The sequence below is a fragment of the Thermococcus sp. genome, assembly GCF_026991495.1.
Lineage (GTDB): Archaea > Methanobacteriota_B > Thermococci > Thermococcales > Thermococcaceae > Thermococcus.
The window spans coordinates 1-18,492 of the sequence record NZ_JALXBJ010000002.1 but is presented as its reverse complement, the minus strand read 5'-3'; the positions used below and the strand labels follow the sequence as shown (position 1 = coordinate 18,492).

The window sequence follows — 18,492 nt, the reverse complement described above, 5'->3', positions numbered from 1 at the left end:
AAGCATTGCCCCGGTGAAACCTATGGATGAAAACTACGGGTTTCCATTTGTCTCCGTAATAATTCCTGCCTACAACGAGGAGCGCTACATAGGCAAGTGCCTTGAGGAGTGGGTGAACCAGGACTATCCCAAGGATCGCTACGAGATCCTCGTTTACGACGGCATGAGCACCGACAGAACTGCCAATATCGTGAGGGAGTTCGAAAGAAGGTATCCGGGGCTTGTATTTTACAGGGTTAATCCAAAGAGAAGGCAGGTCTACGCTTTCAACATGGGGATTAAGGAGTCGATGGGGGAGTTCTTCGTTATCTTCGGTGCCCATGCCTATCCAGAGAGGGATTTCCTGAGAAGAAGCGTTGAGACTTTTTTGAAGGTTAGGGCGGAAGAACCGAAGCTTGCCGGAGTTGGGGGGAAGATAATCAAGCTCTATGAGAGCAGACTGGCTAAGTTCGTCGCTTTGATATACTCCTCTCCATTGAGCGGTGCGAGCACCTTCTGGTACGAGGAAAGGCCGCACTTTGCGAAGACAGTCGCTTTTGCTCTGTACGACAAGGAGACCGTCTTAAAGAACGTGGGGTTTTTCGATGAGGACATGATAACCGGCAACGACTTTGAGTTCAACCTCAGGATAAACAAGAGGGGTTACAGGCTGTTCTTTAATCCTGAAATCAGAAGTTACTACTTCGCCCGCTCAACCTGGAAGGGGTTTTTCAGGCAGAGCTTCAACTACGGGGCCGTTAAGAGCATGGCAATCCGGAAGGGGTACTTCTCCCCCATCTGGCTCTTTCCTCTTGTTTTCCTGAGCTTTGAGCTCCTCGCAGTGCCTTTTTTGATTATACGATGGCTCTTCGCCCTTTACTGGGTCGTTCTTATAGGGGAAGGAATCAGGCTCTGGAGGAAAAAGAAAAACTTAGACGCACTGGCCCTTCCACCGGTGATGTGGCTATTCCACAACCTTATAAGCCTCGGCTTCTTAGCGGGGCTGGTGTTCGGAAAGAGGGCATACAGGTGATCCCATGAAGGTAGTAATGACCGTCAGCAATCCCTTCAAGCCCGATCCGAGGGTTTACAAAGAGGCCAAAAGTTTGGTTAAGGCCGGACACGAGGTTTATGTTATCGCGTGGGATAGAGAGGGGAAGCATCTTGAGGAAGAGGTGGTAGATGGGATTAAGGTGATAAGACTAGGTCCGCGCGCTGCTTACGGAGCGGCAATGGTGCTTAAGCTTCCCCTCTTTTATCTGAATGCCTTTCGTCTCGTCTTAAAGCTCAAACCCCACGTAATTCACACCCATGACTTCGATACAGCAGTCTTGGGGTTCGTTCTTAAATTCTTAAAAGGTACTAAGTGGATCTATGATGTTCATGATCTCTACGAGACCTTTGTCCCCCCGGGAGCGATCAGAAAATTGGTGCTTTCTCTGGATAGGATGCTCCTATTAAGAGCGGACTCCGTGATAGTCGTGAACAGGGGCTTTGTGTCACTCTTCAGGAAGTGGGGGAGACTCGGAGGTATCCACGTGGTCATGAATTCCATTGGAGAAATTAAGCAGGCGTTCAAAAAACACCGGAAGTTCACGGTCTTCTACGGCGGGGTTCTATCACCGGGCCGCTTCATCTTAGAGATGACGAGGATTTCCCGGGAGCTGGGGATATCTTTGAGGATCGCTGGATTCGGTACCCTTGAAGATAGGGTAAGAGAGATGTGCAAACGCCCATGCGAATTCCTCGGTTACCTGCCGAGGGATAAAGCCCTAAAGGAGATGGGCACGGCCCACGCAACTTTCATCCTCTACGATCCTTCAAGTGAGAACAACCGCCTCGCAACTCCCAACAAGCTCTTTGAGGCGATGGCCCTTGAGACAGCACTCCTCGTAGTCGATGGATCAACGGCAGCTGAGATTGTAAGGGAAGGACGGTGCGGACTGCCCTGCGAATACGATGAGAAGAGCGTGAGGGAAAACCTCCTGAAGCTAATGGATTCTCCCAAAGATGTAAGAAAGATGGGACGCTCCGGGAGGAGGCTCTTCCTCAAAAGATACCGCTGGAGGCGGTTTGAGGGTGTGCTTGCCCAACTATACGGAGGGAAAAGCATATGAAAATAGCCACGATAGTCGGCGCTCGGCCGCAGTTCATTAAGATGGCTCCGGTTTCGAAAGAGTTGAGAAAACACTTTGAGGAGGTTGTGATCCACACCGGCCAGCATTATGATTACGAGATGAACAGGATATTTTTTGAACAGCTCGGCATCCCCGAGCCGGATTATTACCTTGGGGTGGGCTCCGGGAGTCACGGTTATCAGACTGGCGAAATGCTCAAGAGGATTGAGGAGGTTTTGATTAAAGAGCAACCTGATATCGTGCTGGTTTATGGTGATACGAACTCTACTCTCGCAGGGGCTTTAGCGGCGGTAAAGCTTCACATCAAAGTTGCCCACGTTGAAGCCGGCCTGAGGAGCTTTGACAAGGGAATGCCAGAAGAGGTCAATAGGGTTTTGACTGATCATGTGAGCGATTACCTCTTTGCCCCAACTGAAACGGCTGTGAAGAATTTGCATAATGAGGGAATTAAAGAGGGTGTGTATTTAACGGGGGACGTTATGTATGATGCCCTCCTTCATAATATTAAGATAGCAAGGAAGAGGTCAAGCATTCTTAGTAGGTTGGGTTTAAAGCCCAAGGGGTATCTCTTGGCTACGGTTCACAGAGCGGAGAATACCGATAACATGGAGAGGCTGAAGACCATCATCAAGGCTTTCATTGAGAGTGATGAGATGATAGTTTTTCCGGCCCATCCGAGGACCCGGAAGTACTTGGAGGCCTATGGTTTGATTGGTGAGGTTGAAAAGGCTGGGAACGTTCTCTTGATTCCTCCGGTTGGTTATTTGGACATGCTGGTTCTTGAGGAGAACGCTAGGAAGATTTTGACTGATTCAGGTGGTGTTCAGAAGGAGGCGTACTTTTTAAAGGTTCCATGCGTAACTCTGAGGGAGAAGACGGAGTGGGTTGAGACTGTTGAGGATGGGTGGAACGTTTTGGTGGGAGCAGATAAAGAGAAAATATTAAGAGTGATTAAGGAGTTTGAGCCTAAAGGGGATACTTACATGTACAAGTTCGGGGACGGAAAAGCGAGCAGGAGGATAGCGGAGATCATAAGGAGGGAAATGAGTGGTGGAGTTTAAGGATAAAACCATCTTAGTACTCACAAATTCCTACCCCGACAGAGATGGTAGGCACTACGGCGGAATCTTCGTCAAGGAGCAGGTAGATCGCCTAAGGGAATACTTTGGGGAGGTCTATGTTATCTCCCCACAACCTTTTGGGACTAACAAAATTCTTCAAGATTACCAATACGAGAACGTGAGGGTGTTCTTCCCGAGGTTCTTCCACTTGCCCGTGGGTTATTTCCGAAAGAGGCTTGGTAACAACTTCTTTAAGGCAGCCCTGAAGGTGATTAAGAAGGAAGGGCTTGAGTTCGATATCATTCACGCCCACTTCACCTGGCCGAGCGGATACGCTGGAGCGCTCCTTAAGAAGAGTCTTGGAAAGCCTCTGGTGGTTACTGGTCATGGTTATGATGTGTATGATTTGCCTTTTAGGGATAAAACCTGGTTCAGGGGGGTTAAGTTTGCTTTGGATTCTGCTGATCATGTTATAACAGTGAGTAATAGAAATAGGGAGATATTGGTGGAGAAGTTAGGTGTTCCTGTGGGGAAGGTTTCTGTGATCCCTAACGGTTTTGATTCCAACCTGTTCAAACCATTGGATAAGGCAAAAGCTAAAAGAAAGCTTGGTCTTCCGTTGGATAAGAAGATTGTTCTTAATGTTGCTAATCTTGTGCCTGTTAAGGGTCATGAGTTTTTGGTTAGGGCGATGGTTGATGTTTTGAAAGTTAGGCGGGATATTCTTCTTGTGGTTGTTGGTGATGGGCCTTTGCGTGGGAAGCTTGAGGGTTTGGTTAAAAAACTGGGTTTGAGCGAGTACGTTAAGTTTGTTGGTGCTAGGCCTCATGATGAGATTCCACTGTGGATGAATGCTGCTGATTTGTTTGTTTTGCCAAGTTTGAGGGAGGGGAATCCTACGGTAATGTTTGAGGCTCTTGGGGTTGGTTTGCCGTTTGTGGGTACTAGTGTTGGTGGAGTTCCTGAGGTGATTAAGTCTGAGGATTATGGTTTACTCTGTCCCCCAGCTGATGCTAAATGCTTAGCAGAAAAAATCTTAAGTGGATTAACAAAGGTGTGGGATACAAGAAAAATTGTTAGATATGCCACCCAATATTGCTGGCTGAATATCCTGGATACTATCCTGAGACTATACCTATTGCACTGGTGATTATTATGGGAACTTCAAAGTGCATAATCCATGTTACTGAATACATGTCTCCAGATATTAATGGTAAGGGGACGGATGTTCTGAATTTAGCTCGCATCATAGAATCTATTTTAGACCCCAAAGAGAATTATATTATATCTGGTAAGTGGACCCCTCAAGAGAAAATTTTGGAGGAGATGAATGAATTTTCAATATACCGAATATCTTTTTTTCAATATATATCCTCTATTCTAAAATTAAGAGTCATCAGCATGATATTATTACCACTTATTCCATTGATCTTGGGCGTAGCCACAATAAGGTTTATTAAACAATTGAAACTTAATGAGGGATGTCACGAGATCTTAGTATTTGGGCATCATTTGTGGGGAGGAGTAGCAGTTGCTTTTGCGTCTATACTCACTGACACTCCTGCATACTTAATCTTGTATGGTACAGCGGGTGCTTATGGAGTAATATTTGATAGGCTTGAGACGTTTTTCTTAAACTTATTAAGGAGATCATTTAGAAAAGTTTTTATCTTGGATGATGGGAGTAATCTACTTTACAAAGCCATATCCATATTTGGTCCGGAGGTGTGTATTATCTTTCCCCAAATTATTCCAGAACATGCAATAGAGTCAGAGTCTGATCTAAGGGACAGTAGAGACAGCCAATTCAAGATCATGTGGCTCTCAGGGTTTAACAGTGCAAAGAGTCCCACTCAAGCTATTTTGGCATTTTCATCTTTTATTGACCTCATAAAAAAAGGTAAATATCCCCTCAATAATATCAAACTAATTATGGCGGGGGATGGATCCCTTCTAAGTGAGTGCCAAAACTTAGTTATGAAATTGAAATTGGATCGTCAAGTTGTATTTTTAGGAAGGCTACCCCCTGATGAGGGCATGCGGTATTTGATCAGGTCTAATTTACTGCTGATCACATCTAAGAGCAATTCGAATTTTGGAAGGGTTGCCCTTGAGGCACTATACCTCAGGGTACCTATCATTGCTACTGATACTGGGCGCACTAAGGAGTTTCTAACAACTCACAAGCATGCTTTGATATGTCCTAATGACCCACAATCAATTGGAAATTGTATCTTAGAGATATTTTTAAATCCAAAATTAGCTAGGAAGCTGGCATGTAATGGAAGGAAGTTAGTTAGTTCCAAGTATACTCGCGAAATACGTGAGGAAATATTTAAAAAGGCATTTCTGGCTAATAGCAACCATGAGTGATGAGGTCAGTTTTTCTATCAACTTTGGGGGTATGAAATATACCCTATACACCACTGAGACCATTTTCAAATACTTAGAGGATTATATCTCATTATATCCAAAAAAATATCATAACGAAAACAATAAAATACACCTCACGATACTGCCATCCTGGTTGATCTCATATGATGATCTGAATCTGAAAATAATTTCATCCAATCCAAAGACACACTATGAACTCGAAGATGGGTTTGGATATCATGACTGGATCGGAGATGTATTCTTTAGGGTTTATGATAATAAGCCCCATATTGAGTTGCTATTAAGTCGTAATGTTTACCGGAGGGATTACTTAAAAAAACTTTTGGATAAGGAGTTCCAGCATCCCATTGAATATCTTGGTCAGATACTTCATGAAAGATTACTAGTTCCATCTGTTATACTTTTTTCGAGAGATCCTACAGTTGTCCATGCTAGTTCTGTACTGAATCCGGATACTGGGGAAGTACTGGTTTTCTCCGGTACTGGAGGTATTGGAAAGACGTTTTTGGAGATGTATCTAATCTTAAATCATGGTTTCTCTTTCTTTGCAGATGACATGTCAATAATAAGTAAAAAGGGGATAGCTTACCCAAACTATGCATTCCCCAAAATCTACAAGTACAATGTACGACAATTGTCCCAGCTGTATTGTCTTCTTAAAAGCAGATATAGTATTTTAAATCGTTTACACTGGAAATTTCATTCATATATTCCATACTTTGGAAAATATACCCGTAGAAAATTGGATCCGCGTTTATTACCTAACTTTACTAAGGTTACTCACGCTAAAATATCTGATATCTTTGTCCTGTTTCGGGATTTCTCAATAAATACGGTTAAAATTGAAGATCTTCAATTAAATTCGGATAGAGAATTATGTGATATTTTTTTCAATGTTCTGGTTGCTGAGTATAGGACACTCTTTTCTCATTTGTTATATCATAGTTTTAATAGAAGATTGCTTCTTGATGAGGTCTTGTTTGACATAGACTCAATAAGGAACAAATTCTGTGCCATACTGCGCGATTTAAGATCAAAATCAAGTATCAATTTGGTTAGGATCCCTAGACATATCGATCTGCGCTATGTAGGTAGAATTATAGCATCTTCCATTAAATAATATTTAAACAAGGCGGTTTTATATGCCTGGTGATGTCTCTATTTCTATCTTCTTATGATAGAGACCTAGGAGGCTAATGCTTATTATCCCCTGGCTTATCACAGTTGCTATTGCCGCTCCACTTGCACTATAGTAGGGTATAAGAATGTAGTTAAGCACAACGTTCAGCAGTGCTGTAAGGCCGGCTATTTTCATGAATGTTCTTTCTTTTCCTGTGGCATTCATAAAACTCCCAAGGAGGGAATTTAGAAACATGAATGGTATTACAAGGCTTAGGATTCTGAGGACGTGAGCACTTGGAAGAAAGTTATCCCCAAAAACAACGATAACTCCTAATCTCGCAAGGATATAATACCCAACAGCTCCAAGAACCCCAAGCCCCAAAACCAATTGAAAGCTCTTTTTTAAGAGCATCTCAAGAGTTCTTCGGTCTTCAGTCCATAGTCTCGCCATTGAAGGCATCGTTGTAGCAAAGAGCACTTTAGGGATAAAAAGGGAGACCTCTATTAACGTGTAAGCGGCCCTGTAGATACCGGTCTCATAGTCCCCCCTCATTAGGCTTAACATCACCATGTCCGTGCGATAATAAATCATAGTAAAGAGCCCCATGAGCCAAAAAGGGTACGACTTCTTTAGAATAGAAATCCAGACTTCGGGCCTAAAGCGAATTTTTATGACATCAACAAACCGCGAACCCCATTTAATTCTCAGGAGCTCTCTTACTGCATACCCGATGAGAAGAATGAGCACAAAGGAGGTGAGGGACCGACGAAAATAGAGAGTTGCACCTCCAACGAAAAACGCCCATGTTCTCTCAGCAACCCGGGCAATTGCCTCGTACTTGGTAACTTCGTGTGCGTACATGATTCTAATGAAGATATACGCGACCCAAGTAAGCATTGCCTCTGCTCCGACCAGTATTATGAGAATCTTCATCCACTCGGGCTTGGGAAGGGGCAAAGTTAACGCAACGATTACAAGAAAGTTCAGCATAGCCAAGACGACCTTAAACCCTAAAACATCAGGTAGAAGCTCCTCCGCCTTACTCCTGTCCCTTGCAACCTCGCGCATGAAGTAGTAACCAACGCCCAGATCGGAGAATATACCGAGAAGGCCGACGTAGTAGAAGATAAAGGAGTACTGGCCAAGCCCCTCAGGTCCAAGCGTACGGCTCAGGACAACGATTATGCCATAGGCAAAAAGCTTGGAGATTATCTCAGACCCGAACAGCCAGCCGGCGTTTTTTATCAGCTTCAATTTCAGGCTCTCGGTCATGACAACCTCCAGTGGAGAGGAGGAATTAAAAACTTAATCCCCCCTCTGTATCTTCGCGTGGCCGCCGACGAGGCTCTTCTTCAGTTCAAGATTTCTTATCTCGCACTTCTCGTCGATGATGGAGCGCCATATCGTTGAGTTCCTGATGATGGTGTCTTTGAAGATGATGGAGTCGCTCACGTCCGAGTTTTCGATTACACAGTCCTCTCCAATGTAGACGAACGGCCCTACAATCGAGCGGCCGAGGATTTTAGCGCCCCGCTTTACCACCACCGGAGGGATTATCTTGGAGTACGGGCTTATCTGGATCTCCTCGATGTGGCTCTCCCCTAGGAGGGTCTTGAGGGCCTCAAGATAGCTGTCTGCCGAGCCTATGTCGTACCAGTAGTCCGAAAAGCGATATGCTTTGATCTCTTCTCCCCTCTCCAAGAGCCACTGGAGGAAGTAGCCCGGAGAATCCCCGTTCCCGTTTGATGAGTATTCGCCAATGAGCTCCATCACTCCCCTTGGGAAGACATAAACGCCAGTGCTTATCAGCGTGGACTGGGGCTGTGCGGGCTTCTCCTGGAAGGAGAGGACTTTATCTCCCTCGAGGACGACTACACCATAGCGCTTTGCCAGCTCGAGGTCACCGACATCGTAGACCGCTATTAGAGTCCTCCCATCGTAGGCGCGAAGGAAGTCCGACGGGGAAAAAGAGAACAGGTTGTCGCCGGCTACGACGAGGTAGTCGTCCAGTCCGAGCTCATTAACCGCTTTCTTCATTGCCCCTACCGTGCCGAGCTTCTCCTCCTCGTGCAGGGTGTCTTCAACGATTAAGCCGACGCCGTACTTTTCCGCGTAGGGCCTGAAGTGGGCCTCGAAGAAGCGGTTGGTCGAGATGTGGGTTTCAAAGCCGAGCTCTCCGACCTTCTCCATGATGTAGTCAAGTATCGTCTTCTCGCCCACCGGCAGGAGAGCCTTGGGTTTATCTTTGGTTATGGGCCAGAGCCTCGTCGCGTAGCCACCGGCCATTATGAGGACCTTCATTGGTACCACTGAGACTTCTCTTAATGCCAATCTCTGTGAAGCTAACATATTTAAATTTATTTTGCTTCATCAGGTGCGGGTGGTATGAATGAAGGTTCTCGTCACAGGCGGTGCTGGGTTCATCGGTTCCCATCTCGCTGATGCACTCATGGAAGCCGGAAACGAGGTCAGGGTTCTCGACAACCTGAGCGCTGGAAGCCTTGAAAACATCAGGCGCTGGCTCGATGAGGAGAGGTTCGAGTTCGTTAAAGGCGACATAAGGAACCCCAAAACAGTCAGGAAGGCTGTTGAAGGCGTTGACGTTGTTTTCCACCTCGCGGCAAATCCAGAAGTCAGGATCGGTGCCCAGAGTCCGGAACTGCTCTACGAGAGCAACGTCACGATAACCCACAAGCTTCTCAGCGCGATGAGAGATTCCAATGTGAAGTTCCTCGTCTTCACGAGCTCTTCAACTGTCTACGGCGATGCAGAGGTAATCCCAACACCTGAGAACTACGCCCCATTGGAGCCTATAAGCGTTTACGGCGGGGCGAAGTTAGCGGCTGAAGCTCTGATAAGCGGCTACGCCCACACCTTCGGCTTCAGGGCTTTGATCTTCCGCCTGGCCAATATCATAGGCGAGCGCTCCAACCACGGCGTCATCTACGACTTCATCAACAAGCTCCGCAGAACCCCGGAGGAGCTTGAGATACTCGGAGATGGAACCCAGAGGAAGAGCTACCTCCACGTGAGCGACACAGTTGAAGGAATGCTCCAGATTTTTGAGTATTTCCGAAAGGGAAGCAAAATCGCTGACTTCTACAATCTCGGCAACGACGACTGGATAACCGTAAGGGAGATTGCGGAGATAGTGAGCGAGGAGATGGGGTTAAAGCCGGAGTTCCGCTTTACAGGGGGAGTTGACGGGGGCCGCGGCTGGAAGGGCGATGTCAAGTTTATGCGCCTGAGCATAGAGAAGGCCAAGAAGACCGGCTGGAAGCCAAAGCTGAACAGCTACGAGGCCGTTAGAAGGACCGTGAGGGAGTTGCTCAAGATTCTTTGAGTTTCTTTTTCAGTTCCATTGAGCCCTTATCCCTCTCCTTCCCCCAGCTTCTTTATAATCTTACTAAAGCTTTTTTAGACTATCACCAATAGAAAAATTTATAAATAAATTTAGCATAATGAGATTGAATCACAGTTCGGAGTGGTGAAGATGAGACGTTTGGCAGTTGTTGGAATGCTGGCCCTGCTGCTCATCGGGGCGGGCCTTAAGTTAGGAACCTCCTACTTCAGCGACGTGGCCAAGTCCAACGGAAACCAGATCTCCACCGGAGACTTTGACATCGGCATAAGCAAAGACGGGGGCAGGTTTTACGATGACTACAAGCTCTTCTCCTTCAACGACATCAAGCCCCGTGAGAACCGAACGTTCACATTCTACATAAAGAACCGAGGAGACTACGCCCTTTCCGCCGTCTCCATGGTGTTCAACGTAACCGACGCCGAGGACGGTGCCCTCAGCAAGGCCGAGGCCCTGGTTGATAAGACCCCCGATGCTGGAGAGCTCAGCAAGTACCTGATAATCAAGGACTTCCGGATCTCTCTCGATGGCAACGAGAAAGTCCTGACTGACTACATCGGGAAGAGCCTCAGGGAGCTCAACATGAGCGAGCTTCAGATCTTCTCGGGGTCTCTGCCAGTGAACGGCGTCCTCAAGGTCGAGGTAACCTTCCAGCTGTCCCCCTCAGCCGGCAACGACTGCCTCACCGATACCTCTAAGGTCGGCCTCATAATCACGGCGAGGCAGTGACGGAAGCCTCTTAAACCCACAAGAGAAGCCTCTAACGCGATGATGATTGATGGGCGAACCGACCGGTGAGGAAGGAAAGGTGATCGCTGAGCATACCTTTTTAACCCCTCTTTTTTTACTCCTTCTGGGATGATGAGTTCAGCCTTGTCCGAGCTGTGACGAAGGAGTGACGGACTGACCGCTCCACTTATTTTGTTTGTTAGGTTATGTTCTTCCAACAAAACCGTAAATGGTTAAATTGGCGTCAGCGGATTATACCGTCACGATTTGAGGGCCCACTACGTCGGGAACAAACTTCACGTCGAGCTTCACATTGAGGTTCCCCCGACAATCTCCCTTAAGGAAGCCCACGACGTCAGCGAGGAGTTAAGAAGCTGATAGAGGAGCTACCTGAGGTAGATGTGACCTTCGTCCACGTTAATATAAAGGGGGTTAAGGAGTGAAAGTTGCACTTAATCTGTGTGGCTGGTGCCAACCCTCTTCGTAGGTACTAGTTAATTCCTTTGCTTGCTGTTCCCTTACACGCGTGTTTGAATATAGTTGCTCTTTTACCTTTTTTCTTCTGAGAGCCTTGCCCTTTGGGGCGGTATGCGGTGAACCACCCAACAGTCCTTAAACAGGAAAGCAAACTATTTTAAAGCCTAAGAACCATACCATACTTTGAAATGAAACAAACAGTAACCATAAGACTCCAGCCCTCAAAAGAGCAAGAGAAAACCCTCTTCGAGTTAGCCGATACCGGAGCCAAGGCCTGGAACCGGGTGAATTATCTAAGACGGCAAGAATTCTTTGAAGGCAAGCCCGTGGACTTCAACAAGACTGAAAAGATTGTTTACGAGGAGTTCAAGAAGGAAATCGGCTCGGCAACCGTTCAGCAAATTTGTAGGAAGAACGCTGAAGCTTGGAGGAGTTTCTTCTCCCTCTTAAGGAGCAAAAGAAACGGAGAACTGCCAGAAGACTTCAAACCAAAACCGCCAAACTATTTGAAGGACGATGGGAAGAGAAAACCATTAATCATTCTCAGGAACGACCAGTACAAGATTGCCGGGAATACGCTCATTCTAAAAGGCCTCGGCAAGTTCAAACGCTTGGAAGTCCAGTTTAAGGGTAGAATACACTTGAAGGGCAAGCAGGGAAGGTTAGAACTCACCTACGACCCAATCAAAAGAAAATGGTATGCTCACGTCAGTATCACCGTTGAGGAAAAACTAATCAAGGGCGAGTGGGTGATCGTTCCAAGACAACCATTGGGCGACCTTTCAGCGGGCATAGACTTGGGAGTGAACAACTTAATGGCCGTCTACGTGGAAAACGGAGAAAGCTTCCTCGTGAACGGTAGGCCGTTAAAGAGCATCGCCTTCTACTTCCAAAGAGTCATCGCTGACTACCAGTCTAAGCTTAACAAGAGTGGAGCGAAAACGAGTAGGAAACTCAGAAGACTGCACGAGAAGGCTAAACTCCAAGCGAGACACTACATCAACACTGCCGTGAGACAAACTGTTGAAAGACTGTATCACCTCGGAGTTTCAAGGATTGTCGTGGGTTATCCAAAGGGTATCAGTAGGAACTCTGATAAGGGAGCGAGGCAGAATTTCATTCTCTCTCACGTCTGGCGGTTTAATTACGTTATTAAGCGTCTCAAGGAAGTTGCCGAGGAGTATGGTATTCAAGTTGAGGTCGTTGATGAGGCTTTCACTTCTAAGACCTGTCCCGTTTGCGGGAAGCCCCATGAAGGGGCTCGTTTTGTTCGTGGTTTGTTTAAGTGTCCCGCAACGGGGCTTGTCTTTAACGCTGACTTGGTTGGTGCTTTTAACATTTTGAAGAAGGTTGCTAAAACCATAACCCCGAGTCTGAGCGGGTTTTACGCTCAGGGGAGGGGTAATTGGCCTAAGACCGGGCCAGAGGGGTCGAAGACCCGCTTTTTAGCGGGTTTTAATGAGACCCCTCGAACCTCTCCGCCCTTAGCGAGGGGTTAGTTCATTGGAACCCTCGCCCTTCAGAGCGGGGGAGGAGGTCAGATAGGGTCCCGGATAATAAACTGGGGGAGTTTGTGCATGAACTCATTAAGCTCGGTGCTAAGTTAGTAGGCGGCTGGAACGATGGGCAAAAATTCATGGATGACCACTGGGAGCTCTATCGGGTGATATTAAAAGACCTCAAAGATGGAGCTTTGGAAGAACTATACTCAAGGCTCATGGTGGTGGATGGCCACTTATTGCCTTCTAGAAGATGGCATCTACGTCCATAGAAACCTTGAAGATCGTCTTCTAGTTGTCGAGAAAAATGGGATCAAACTCGCCTCTCTTAACCCAACTCCTGGCCATTTGTACAGAAATGTCCTTTATGCGTTGCCACGTGGGTATAGGCTCTCTGACTTTCTGCGTTTGCAGTCCGGAGATTATTAATTTAATTGCAGTCTAGGTACAATGAGAGCGAAATCAATCATTATTCCTCAGGATCTCCCTTAAATCCCTCAAAAACTCCTCTAAGTGCTCCTTTCTCACGTGGGGCATCATGACTATCCTGATGTAGCCGCGGTGGGCGCTTATCCCCCAGCCGCGTTTCTTCAGTTCTTCCTCAACTTTTTCCAGCTCCCTTGTCCCGAATGAAACGATGTTCAAAACCGGCTCGCGGACGAGGTAAACGCCGGGGATTTCCTTAAGCTCGGCCGCGAACCACCTGCTCAGCTCCATCGCTCGCTTGACGACTTTCTTGTAGCCCTCGAAGCCGAGGTGCTTTAGCATCGCCCACACAGCTAAAGCGTTGGCCCCTGGCCTCGTTCCGGTTATGGTGGCCTGCCATATCTTCCCTCCAGCTAAATAGGGGGCGAGAACGCTTATCGCCTCAAGGTATTTCCTCTCGCGGAAGATTATTCCCCCGGCCGGAATGGGTACCATGCCCATCTTGTGGGGGTCTATGGTTATGCTCTTCACTCCCTTGAGCCTGAAGTCAAAATCCGGAATATCGTAGCCCAAAGCTTTTGCGAAAGGAATCACGAAGCCACCAAAGGCAGCATCAACGTGGAGTGGAAGGCCGTAGTCCATAGCTAAGTCGCTCAATGCCGGTATGTCATCAACCACGCCCAACCCGGTCGTCCCGGCGATGCCAACGATCCCAATAGTGTTGTCCGTGATTTTCTCCTCGACATCTCTGACGTCAACTGAATAATCTTCCCTTAGTCTCGCCCAGACGAGCTTAACGCCCAGCATCTCACCTGCCTTTATGAATGAGAAGTGCGCGCTCTCGGGGAGGATTAACTCAGGATTTTCAACGTCCGCCAGGTTCCTGAAGGCTCTCACCGCTAAAATGTTTGCCTCGGTTCCGCCAGAAACTATGTGGCCGTAGCCTTTCTCAAGGCCGAGGAGGCTTGCTAACATGTCAACTGCTTCCCGCTCGACCCCCTGACTCCCAACGTGAAGTCCCGGGTCGCCGAGGTTCCTGTCTATGTAGTGCTGGACTACTTTAACGGCGAGGGGATGGGGATGGGTGCACATGCTCCCGAGTATCTTTCCCGAGTCAAAGGTCAGGTCTCCCCCCGTCTTCTCCTCCAGCTCCTTCAGAACATCCTCCTCGTCGCTTCCCCTCGCTGGAAACACGCCCCCGCCGGCCGTCGTTTCCCTCACCCCTCAGCCCTCTGAAGGCCTGGATTTAAGCTTTTGCCCCGAGGTTAGATGCCTCAGGTAGGCCCTGAAAAAGACGGGGGTTGTAAGAGCCGTCAGCATCGAGACGGTTATCACGCTCGCGAAGAGGGACTGGTCTATGAGACCCGCCCTGAGGCCGAAGGTCAGTATGGCCAGTTCGAGGCTTCCCCTGCCGCCCATCCCGATGCCTATCACCATGGAGTCCTCCCCGCTGAAGCCGAGGAGCCTTGCCCCGAGGCCGCAGCCTATGAGCTTCCCGAGGACGGCTGAAACGTAGAGCGCCGCGATGAGGGAGAGGCTGAGGGATCCCCGGGGCGGGTTGAACATGAGGCCCACGTAGATGAAAAACAGCGGCATGAAGAACTCAGTCAGAACCACCTGGAGATCCTCTATCAGTTCGTTGAGCTTTATCCTCGTGACGACTAAGGGGTCTTTCCTCTCGCGCAGCCTGCTTATCGTCAGGCCCGCTAAGTAAGCCCCGATTATCTGGTTCAGGCCCACCCACTGGGCCAGTATCGCCAACGTGAAGGTCAGTATCATGGTGAAGGTGAAGAAGACGTTGAGGTTTCTGATCACCGGGTAGAACCACTTGGCCCTCTTGAACACCCTGTCGGAGACGAGGAGGATGACGGCAATGAAGGCAAATATCTTAACGGTCAGAATGCCGAGGGAACTTAAGGTGAGCCGGCCCCCGCTCATGGCAGTCACTATACCTATCAGGTAGACAGCTATTATGTCGTCGGCGAAGGCCGCACCCATTAGGATCGAGTAAACTGACCTCTTGACCCTCTCCCTGACGAGGATCCCGCTCGTGACCTCTATCGCTGTGTTCCCGAGGGTTACCCCAACGAAAACCGCGGCCGTTAGGGTCTTTCCGAAGGCTAAAACCGTCGCGAAGCCCAGGAGGAAAGAGAACATGACCCCGAGGGCGGCCACCATCGTTGCCCTCTCGGTGTTCTGGGCTATAGACGAGAAGTTGCTCGTGAGCCCCATGTAGAGCATCATCATTATCAGCCCGAACTCTGCGAGAACCTCAAGGTTCTCCCCGGGGTTTATCAGCCCGAGGGCGAAGGGGCCGAGGACGACCCCGGTCAGGACGTGGGCTATTATCGGGTGTATATCGGCTTTTTCGAGGGCCCATTCAATGCTCTTCGCAGTCACGAGGAGAACCGCAAGGGCCGCGAGGAACTCCACTTCATCCCCTCCTGGTCAGCAGGAAGCCGAGTATCCAGAGAACCATCAGGATCACCGCTAAGATCATCGCGAGCGTGGCGGCCCGCCCGCTTCCGAAGACTATGGGAATCGGGCCTATCATTATGACCCCTCCCCCTTCGACCTCGCCGCCCCCAAGGGATGAGATCAGCGCCCCTATGAAGATCAGGAGGAAGCCGATGACAACCAGTCCGGTGCCGGTGAGTATAAGGATGTCCCCCCTCATCGTCCTCAACTCTGCCCCTCCTATTTTTAAATGTTAACCCGAGAAGTTTTAAAGGCTGAACCAGACTTCAGAGCATGCTCGTGATCGTTGACCTCGATGACACCCTCTGCAACACGTGGGAGGCCGGCAAGTCCGCGCTCATAAAGCTCATGATCCACCTCATCAGGAAGGGGAGGTTCAGACTCGTCAAATACCTCCTCCTCGGGAAATACCGGAGCTTTGAATCCATTAAGAGGTACCATCTCCTCGGCCCCGGAGAGCTGATTAAGGACGTTCTTTTAGCACTTTACCCTGACATCGAGCGCGCGGAAGTCCGCGAGATGGTGGAGCTGGTCGAGGGCGACTTCTTCTCAAAACTCAGGCTGTACCCCGATGCACTGCCCTTCCTCAGGGGACTTAAGGAGCTGGGGGCTAAAGTGGCGCTCGTCACGGACTCCTCCTCCGAGTGGCAGAGGAAGAAGATAGAGAGGCTTGGAATTGCCGGGTACTTCGATGACATCATAATAAGCGGTGAGACGGGCCACAGCAAGCTTGAGCCTCACAACTTCGTCCTCGCTGTGGAGCGCTCTGGTGAAGATAGGGTCTACGTGGTCGGCGACCGCGATGACACCGACATGATGGGCGCAAAGGCTATAGGGGCCGTTGGGATACTCGTAAGGAGGGGCTACTTCAGGAACAGGATAGTCAGGAACGCCGATTACACCGTGAAAGACCTGTTCGAAGCCCTGAAGGTGATCAGAAGTGAAGAGGGGAATAAGGGCCGAGCTGAAGCGTAAGGCCCTTCACCTGACCGGCCTCGTCGTTCCGACCTTTTACCTCATCCTCGGCAGGGAGTTCACCCTCTACTTCGTGGCGGTCGCCTTCGTCACCTTCGTAGTCCTCGAGCCCTTCAGGATAATCGAGGGGCTCAGGGATGCCATAAAGGTACGGCTCCGCATCATAAACCCCGACGTCGCTTCAAGCGTCGAGGCAATCGAGCGCCACATACATGATATAGAGCGGCCGCATGAAAGGGAGGGCGTTGCCGCCCACATCTACTTTACCCTCGCGTCCCTCGTGATAGTCTACTTCTTCTCGTCAAGGATAGCGGTGGCATCGATTTCGGTTGCAACGGTCGGAGACGCGCTCGCGGCGATAGTCGGCAAAAACCTCGGGAGGCATAGGTTTTCAAACGGCAAGAGCGTGGAAGGCAGTTTAGCTTACTTAGTGAGCGGCTTCCTGATAATCTACTCCCTCCTCGGCCCCTTTGCCGCCCTCGCTGGCTCCCTCGCGGGAACCGTGGCAGAGTTCTTCAACCTGCCCCCGGATGACAACTTCTCCAACCAGCTCACAGTGGCCATCACCCTCTATCTGCTTCCGTTCTTGGCTGTTTAAGCTGGAAAGAGCGTTAGTTCCCGACCGACCCACGGAACGCTGTGCCTTTAGAGGAAAAATAGATCAGAAGTTGCGACCATCTCGTCGGCTATGACCTTGAGCTCAACCTTCCTGGGCTCGCCCCGGCAAGAGGACTGCAGGAGAAGAAAGCCCTACCAGTCTGGGTCTGGCAACCGAAAAAGGTTAATAGCCCCTTGCCCTACTCCCACTGGTGATTGGGATGACCTCACCCGAAGTTGAGGAGGGGCTCCCCCTCGAAAGGATCAGGGACTTCTCCCTTGAGGAGCTCCTTGGAATGGCAGTGAAGGCTGAGATAGGCGCGAGGAAGTTCTATGAGAGCCTCGCCGAAAACGTGGACATACGCGAGCTCAAGGAGAAGATCGAATGGCTCGCCGGGGAGGAGAAGAAGCACGAGGAACTGCTCAGGAGGATACACGAGAGCATGTTCCCGGGAAAGGAGGTCGTTTTTCCAAAGGAGCACATAGGGCCGGAGCTCAGGCCGGTGGCCCGGGAGCTCAAGGGGGTCGAGGACGTCATCGACCTGATAAGGTGGGCCATGAAGGCGGAGGAGATAGCGGCGAAGTTCTACGCGGAGCTTGAGAAGATGGTTGAGGGAGAGGAGAAGAAGAGGCTCATGCGCTACCTCAGCGACATGGAGTGGGGCCACTACTACAACCTTAAAGCCGAGTACGAGCTCCTCTTAGACTGGGCCATGTACAGTCAGATGATGCACATGGGGCCGTGAGCCCGATTCTCTTTTCTTTTGGAATAAACAGAAAAGGAAGAAGGAGCAGGCTCACTCCCTGTACTTTGCTATCAGCTCGCCGAGGAGCCTGTGGTGCTCCATCTCGTTTTCAACGAGGGCCTTGGCTATGCCCTTGAAGAGTGGATGGGTCATCTTCTCGGCCATCTCCTGGTACGTCTTGATCATGTCCTTCTCTATCTCAAGGTGCATCTCGGCGAAGCGCTTCACAAGCGCCTTCTGCTCGGGGGACAGCTCCACTTCCTTGACCTCCTCAATGGGTCCCTCGGAAAGGCTTTCAAACTCCTTCTGTGCCTCAAGTATCGCCTCCATCAAATGCTTGTGGATTATGGTGTCTACGGCTATCCTTCCCACGATCTCCTCGACTTTCGTATACCTCAAACCCTGCCCCTTTATCATTTTCAGCCCATCCGTGTAACTGGAGGCTGCCTTCTTCTCTACCTCATAGGCTTTCTTAACGAGGGGTTCTGCCATGGACATCACCGTATCAA

Annotated in this window: 18 protein-coding genes and 1 pseudogene; 13 read left to right on the top strand and 6 right to left on the bottom strand. The window is 49.2% G+C overall.

The features are described from left to right. The first annotated feature begins 22 nt into the window (after positions 1-22). Genes MVB78_RS00110 through MVB78_RS00085 form a run of 6 tightly spaced genes read left to right on the top strand, consistent with a single transcriptional unit; the run spans position 23 to position 6,692 of the window. The gene (locus MVB78_RS00110; RefSeq protein WP_297486554.1) at positions 23-1,012 is read left to right on the top strand and encodes a glycosyltransferase family 2 protein; all 990 of its coding nucleotides are present in this window, start codon (positions 23-25) and stop codon (positions 1,010-1,012) included. 4 nt (positions 1,013-1,016) lie between these two features. Continuing rightward, entirely contained in the window at positions 1,017-2,096 is a 1,080-nt protein-coding gene (locus MVB78_RS00105) for a glycosyltransferase family 4 protein (protein WP_297486553.1), read from the top strand. Beyond that, positions 2,093-3,178: a non-hydrolyzing UDP-N-acetylglucosamine 2-epimerase gene (wecB, locus tag MVB78_RS00100; RefSeq protein ID WP_297486552.1), complete on the top strand. Its 1,086-nt coding sequence runs from the start codon at positions 2,093-2,095 to the stop codon at positions 3,176-3,178. Before MVB78_RS00105 ends, wecB begins: the two co-directional genes overlap by 4 nt. After that, positions 3,165-4,328, top strand: coding sequence for a glycosyltransferase family 4 protein (locus MVB78_RS00095; protein WP_297486551.1), 1,164 nt, complete (start codon positions 3,165-3,167; stop codon positions 4,326-4,328). The genes wecB and MVB78_RS00095 overlap by 14 nt, the downstream gene beginning before the upstream one ends. Before the next feature lie 5 nt (positions 4,329-4,333). Then, positions 4,334-5,551: a glycosyltransferase family 4 protein gene (locus MVB78_RS00090; protein WP_297486550.1), complete on the top strand. Its 1,218-nt coding sequence runs from the start codon at positions 4,334-4,336 to the stop codon at positions 5,549-5,551. Continuing rightward, positions 5,544-6,692 carry a hypothetical protein gene (locus MVB78_RS00085; RefSeq protein ID WP_297486549.1) on the top strand — a complete coding sequence of 383 codons (1,149 nt, stop codon included), beginning with the start codon at positions 5,544-5,546 and terminating at the stop codon, positions 6,690-6,692. Before MVB78_RS00090 ends, MVB78_RS00085 begins: the two co-directional genes overlap by 8 nt. Before the next feature lie 18 nt (positions 6,693-6,710). Here MVB78_RS00085 and MVB78_RS00080 read toward each other — a convergent pair whose 3' ends face one another. Together MVB78_RS00080 and MVB78_RS00075 are read right to left on the bottom strand one after the other, a co-directional pair. After that, positions 6,711-7,967 carry a flippase gene (locus MVB78_RS00080; RefSeq protein ID WP_297486548.1) on the bottom strand — a complete coding sequence of 419 codons (1,257 nt, stop codon included), beginning with the start codon at positions 7,965-7,967 and terminating at the stop codon, positions 6,711-6,713. A gap of 33 nt (positions 7,968-8,000) precedes the next feature. Next, positions 8,001-8,996: an NDP-sugar synthase gene (locus tag MVB78_RS00075; RefSeq protein WP_297486569.1), complete on the bottom strand. Its 996-nt coding sequence runs from the start codon at positions 8,994-8,996 to the stop codon at positions 8,001-8,003. Positions 8,997-9,084: 88 nt separating this feature from the next. On the opposite strand from MVB78_RS00075, the gene MVB78_RS00070 reads away from it, so the two are divergent. The 4 genes and pseudogenes from MVB78_RS00070 to MVB78_RS00055 all read left to right on the top strand — a co-directional run bounded on the left by MVB78_RS00070 (position 9,085) and on the right by MVB78_RS00055 (position 12,761). After that, positions 9,085-10,038 (top strand): NAD-dependent epimerase/dehydratase family protein, encoded by a 954-nt coding sequence (locus tag MVB78_RS00070; RefSeq protein ID WP_297486547.1) that lies wholly within the window; start codon positions 9,085-9,087, stop codon positions 10,036-10,038. Positions 10,039-10,188: 150 nt separating this feature from the next. Beyond that, entirely contained in the window at positions 10,189-10,785 is a 597-nt protein-coding gene (locus MVB78_RS00065) for a methyltransferase (RefSeq protein WP_297486568.1), read from the top strand. Between the two features lie 261 nt (positions 10,786-11,046). Further along, positions 11,047-11,228, top strand: a pseudogene (locus tag MVB78_RS00060) (cation transporter dimerization domain-containing protein); the annotation flags it as partial. Between the two features lie 222 nt (positions 11,229-11,450). Continuing rightward, the gene (locus MVB78_RS00055; protein ID WP_297486546.1) at positions 11,451-12,761 is read left to right on the top strand and encodes a transposase; all 1,311 of its coding nucleotides are present in this window, start codon (positions 11,451-11,453) and stop codon (positions 12,759-12,761) included. A gap of 462 nt (positions 12,762-13,223) precedes the next feature. Here MVB78_RS00055 and mfnA read toward each other — a convergent pair whose 3' ends face one another. From mfnA to MVB78_RS00040, 3 genes are read right to left on the bottom strand one after another with little or no spacing between them, the layout of a single operon-like run. Continuing rightward, the gene (mfnA, locus tag MVB78_RS00050) at positions 13,224-14,381 is read right to left on the bottom strand and encodes a tyrosine decarboxylase MfnA (protein WP_297486567.1); all 1,158 of its coding nucleotides are present in this window, start codon (positions 14,379-14,381) and stop codon (positions 13,224-13,226) included. 30 nt (positions 14,382-14,411) lie between these two features. After that, positions 14,412-15,620, bottom strand: coding sequence for a cation:proton antiporter (locus MVB78_RS00045; RefSeq protein ID WP_297486545.1), 1,209 nt, complete (start codon positions 15,618-15,620; stop codon positions 14,412-14,414). A gap of 1 nt (position 15,621) precedes the next feature. Further along, the gene (locus MVB78_RS00040; RefSeq protein WP_297486566.1) at positions 15,622-15,864 is read right to left on the bottom strand and encodes a DUF131 domain-containing protein; all 243 of its coding nucleotides are present in this window, start codon (positions 15,862-15,864) and stop codon (positions 15,622-15,624) included. Between the two features lie 74 nt (positions 15,865-15,938). Here MVB78_RS00040 and MVB78_RS00035 point away from each other — a divergent pair, with 74 nt between their 5' ends. From MVB78_RS00035 to MVB78_RS00025, 3 genes are all read left to right on the top strand, one after another. Then, positions 15,939-16,640, top strand: coding sequence for an HAD family hydrolase (locus MVB78_RS00035; protein ID WP_297486544.1), 702 nt, complete (start codon positions 15,939-15,941; stop codon positions 16,638-16,640). Further along, positions 16,606-17,238 (top strand): diacylglycerol/polyprenol kinase family protein, encoded by a 633-nt coding sequence (locus MVB78_RS00030; RefSeq protein ID WP_297486543.1) that lies wholly within the window; start codon positions 16,606-16,608, stop codon positions 17,236-17,238. Before MVB78_RS00035 ends, MVB78_RS00030 begins: the two co-directional genes overlap by 35 nt. Before the next feature lie 220 nt (positions 17,239-17,458). Next, entirely contained in the window at positions 17,459-17,983 is a 525-nt protein-coding gene (locus MVB78_RS00025) for a ferritin family protein (RefSeq protein WP_297486565.1), read from the top strand. Between the two features lie 51 nt (positions 17,984-18,034). On the opposite strand, the gene MVB78_RS00020 is transcribed toward MVB78_RS00025, so the two are convergent. Then, the coding region (locus MVB78_RS00020) for a ferritin family protein (RefSeq protein ID WP_367270967.1) at positions 18,035-18,492 on the bottom strand (458 nt) is incomplete at its 5' end.